The 3,489-nt window shown below is 55.1% G+C and carries 4 protein-coding genes; 1 reads left to right on the plus strand and 3 read right to left on the minus strand.

The window, feature by feature from the left end; translation table 11 throughout:
• The coding region (locus tag ABYP39_RS18025; RefSeq protein WP_372783997.1) for a TlyA family RNA methyltransferase at nt 1–672 on the plus strand (672 nt) is incomplete at its 5' end.
• A 97-nt stretch (nt 673–769) separates the two neighbouring features.
• Here ABYP39_RS18025 and ABYP39_RS18030 read toward each other — a convergent pair.
• Genes ABYP39_RS18030 through ABYP39_RS18040 form a run of 3 tightly spaced genes read right to left on the minus strand, consistent with a single transcriptional unit; the run spans nt 770 to nt 3,208 of the window.
• Nucleotides 770–1,816 (minus strand): succinylglutamate desuccinylase/aspartoacylase family protein, encoded by a 1,047-nt coding sequence (locus ABYP39_RS18030; protein WP_372748478.1) that lies wholly within the window; start codon nt 1,814–1,816, stop codon nt 770–772.
• Nucleotide 1,817: 1 nt separating this feature from the next.
• Nucleotides 1,818–2,723, minus strand: coding sequence for a 30S ribosomal protein S6--L-glutamate ligase (rimK, locus tag ABYP39_RS18035; RefSeq protein WP_372748479.1), 906 nt, complete (start codon nt 2,721–2,723; stop codon nt 1,818–1,820).
• A complete protein-coding gene (locus ABYP39_RS18040) occupies nt 2,720–3,208 on the minus strand; it encodes an ATP-dependent zinc protease (protein ID WP_372748480.1) in 489 nt (162 codons plus the stop codon). The genes rimK and ABYP39_RS18040 overlap by 4 nt, the downstream gene beginning before the upstream one ends.
• Nucleotides 3,209–3,489: the final 281 nt, after the last annotated feature.

A 3,489-nucleotide genomic window follows, 5' to 3' on the forward strand; every position in this document is an offset into this window, starting at 1 on the left:
AGCGAAGGCAAGGTGTCGGCGGCTGCGGTGGTGGTAACGAAAGCCAGCCAGAAGTTTGAGGCGGATACGGCATTTTCCGTGCAGCGCGATGCGCTGGACCGGTTTGTGTCGCGCGGCGGCTTAAAACTCGCGGCGGTTCTGGAAAAGGCATTTTTCCCGGTGCGCGGTGTGGCGCTGGATGTTGGTGCCTCTACCGGCGGCTTTACTGATTGTCTGTTGCAGGCCGGTATCGATCAGGTGGTGTGCGTCGATGTTGGGCACGACCAGCTGGCCGAAAAAATTCGCAGCGATGCACGCGTGGTTAATTACGAAGGTATCAATGCGCGCGATCTGCCGCGGTCGTTGTTACAGCATGCGCCAGATGGTTTTGATCTGGCGGTGATGGATGTGTCTTTTATTTCCCAGACCAAAATTTTGCCGGGCCTGCCTGCCTTGATGAAGCCTGATGGGTGGCTGGTGTCGCTGGTGAAGCCCCAGTTTGAGGTTGGGCGCGAATACATAGGCAAAGGTGGGCTGGTTCGTGACACGTCTCGCTACGCGGTGGTGAAGCAGGAAGTTTGTGACTGTGCGCGGGCGGCGGGGCTGGAGATTATCGATTACTTAGATAGCCCGATTGAGGGTGGCGACGGTAATCGCGAGTTTCTGTTGGTGGCGCGGAAAAAGCGTTCGTAAGCCGAAGACTGCTGCGAAACGAAGAACCTGCCGGTGAGGCGGGCTTTTACCTGGTTATGGATGAGCCTGCGGTCACCGGCGAAAACACATGCATTACCTAATAGATTGGCGGCTCATCCACTTCACTGGGCGGATACTTTTCGGTATCCGGTTCGTGGAGTTCATGAAAGGCCTCTACCCGCGATAAAACCCGATCGATCTCAGTGCTGTATTTGGCAATATGAAACAGGGCTTCGCCTTCATGCACCAGCGGCAAGTAGGTGCGGCCGATAATAATGCCGTCGCTGGGTGCAGTGATTTCCTGACTTTTACTGCCAAAAGGGTCGGAGACCATCGCGACAATATCGCCCTTGGAGACTCTGGCGCCGTTGGGCACTAGTGCGCGCAAGATGCCGCTTTCGGATGCCCGCACCCAGTAGGATTCTTCGGAAATGATCGGCGTTGGCTTGCTGCGTTTGCTACGTGACGGTGGCAGCATATTGATGTGACGCATCACATTAATCACGCCCTTTACGCCAGCGCGAATAGCTACTTCATCAAAGCGCAGTGCTTCGCCTGCTTCGTAAGTGATTACCGGGATGTTGATATCCGCCGCCACTTCTCGTAGTGAGCCGTCGCGCACCCGAGAGTGCAAAACAGCCGGCACGCCAAAGACTTTCGCCATGTCAGCGGTAGCGGGGTTGTTCATATCGGCGCGAATCTGCGGCAGGTTGCCGCGGTGTCGGGCGCCAGTATGCAGATCAATGCCGTGAGTGCAGTGGGCCACAATGTCGTTCATAAACGTGTGGGCAACCCGGCCCGCCAGTGAGCCTTTTGCGGAACCGGGAAAGGAGCGATTCAGGTCGCGACCGTCAGGCAGGTAGCGGGAGTTGTTGAGAAAGCCGTGTACGTTGACGATGGGGATCGCCAACAGCGTGCCGCGCAGGTTTTTCATGGCTGGGTGTTGCAGCAGGCGGCGAACAATTTCCACCCCATTAATCTCGTCGCCGTGAATAGCGGCACTGACAAAGAGTGTGGGCCCGTTGCGCTTGCCGCGTACAGCCTGTACTTCAATAGAGAGATCGTTGTGGGTGTAAAGGCGAGCGACCGGCAGCCGAATAACTTCTCCGCTGCCGGGGGCTATATCAAATTTATCTGCGACCACGTTAGCCTTGTCCGCGAGTGCGTGTTTTAGACGGCTCGGCATTGTTTTCGATAAATTCGATGATGGCGCCGGCCACATCTTTGTTGGTGGCGTTTTCAATGCCTTCCAGACCGGGTGAAGAGTTTACTTCCATCACCAGTGGCCCGCGCGCGGAACGCAGCAAGTCTACGCCTGCGACATTCAGCCCCATGATTTTTGCTGCTTTGACGGCAGTTGCGCGCTCGGAGGGCGTCAGTTTGGTGAGCTGTGCGACACCGCCACGGTGCAGGTTGGAACGAAATTCCCCGTCTTGCGCGGTACGTTGCATGGCCGCCACAACCTTGTTGCCGATAACCAGACAGCGCACGTCAGAACCACCGGCTTCCTTGATAAATTCCTGCACCAGGAAATCCGCTTTGAGCTCACGGAAGGCATCAATAACCGATTCGGCAGCCTTGATGGTTTCCGCCAACACCACCCCTTTACCTTGGGTGCCAGACAATAGTTTCACCACCAGCGGTGCACCATTGACCAGTTTCATAAGCTCTTTGGTGTTGTGCACCTCATGGGCAAAGCTCGTGCGCGGCATGCCCACTTTTTTGCGTGACAGCAGCTGCAGCGAGCGCAGTTTGTCGCGCGAGCGCACCAGAGCCACCGATTCGACCAGGCTGTATACACCGGTCATTTCAAACTGACGAATAACCGCCTGCCCGTACTGGGTGATGGAAGCGCCGATACGGGGGATAACCGCGTCGTAGCCTTCAAGCTTGGTGCCTTTGTACCAGATGGAGGGTTGGTCTGAACTCAGCTCCATGTAGCACTTCAAGGTGTCGAGCACGTGTACTTCGTGCCCGCGCTGTTTGGCGGCTTCCACCAGTCGCGCGGTGGAATACAATCTGCGGTTGCGCGACAGAATACCGATTTTCATTTGTTGGACTCCTTGGTCCCGTGTGGAACATCCTGTGTAGGTGCTGTGCTGAGACAGTAGGATCGTGCAGGGTCTACCAGATACCGCCCTTTCAGAGCGGTACGGCCAACCAGCATGCGAAACAGCATATTGGACCGATTAAACAGTGACAGTTCGGCCAGGAACGTGTCGTTGCCGATTTTGAATGGCGTCTCAATAATATAGCGCATGGTTTTGTGGCCGCCAGAATCGGTGATGCTGCGATAATCTTTTATCGGCGCCTCACACTGAACTACCTCGTCATCGCTATGCTGCTGGGGGTGTATGGCAAATCGAACCCACTGTTCGCCATCCTTCTCAAAAGGTTCAATGTCAAATGCGTGAATGGAGGAGCTGCGGGCCCCGGTATCGATTTTTGCCTTGATTTTGCCCAAGTGAAGATCGGGCAGTTCCACCCATTCTCGCCAGCCGATAGCCTGTTTTTCCACGCCAGCCTCTGTGCTCATTATGTTCGCTGAGCATAACGATAAACGGTTGTCGTTAATAGGGTTTTCCGCACAAGTACCACCGTGTTCAGGCAAAAAAAATGCTTCTTCACAAATTCAGTTGGATAGGCTTTAGTTTAGATGCTTAAAACACCTCCTACACCGTCTCCCAGAGGAGCAGGGGGCGTTTGCTAGCGAACGAAGAGAGCACCATATGGCGATTGTTGAAGCACGTGCATTTACGACAGGCAAAAAAAAGCACCCAAGCGGGTGCTGAAGAGGGGGTTCGTTGTGCTAAGACC

This window comes from Litorivivens sp., assembly GCF_041625495.1.
Lineage (GTDB): Bacteria > Pseudomonadota > Gammaproteobacteria > Pseudomonadales > Spongiibacteraceae > Litorivivens.

Coding starts and splice junctions, on each gene's coding strand:
- rimK (WP_372748479.1), bottom strand. CDS start 2,723: ATGAAAATCGGTATTCTGTCGCGCAACCGCAGATTGTATTCCACCGCG.
- ABYP39_RS18040 (WP_372748480.1), bottom strand. CDS start 3,208: ATGAGCACAGAGGCTGGCGTGGAAAAACAGGCTATCGGCTGGCGAGAA.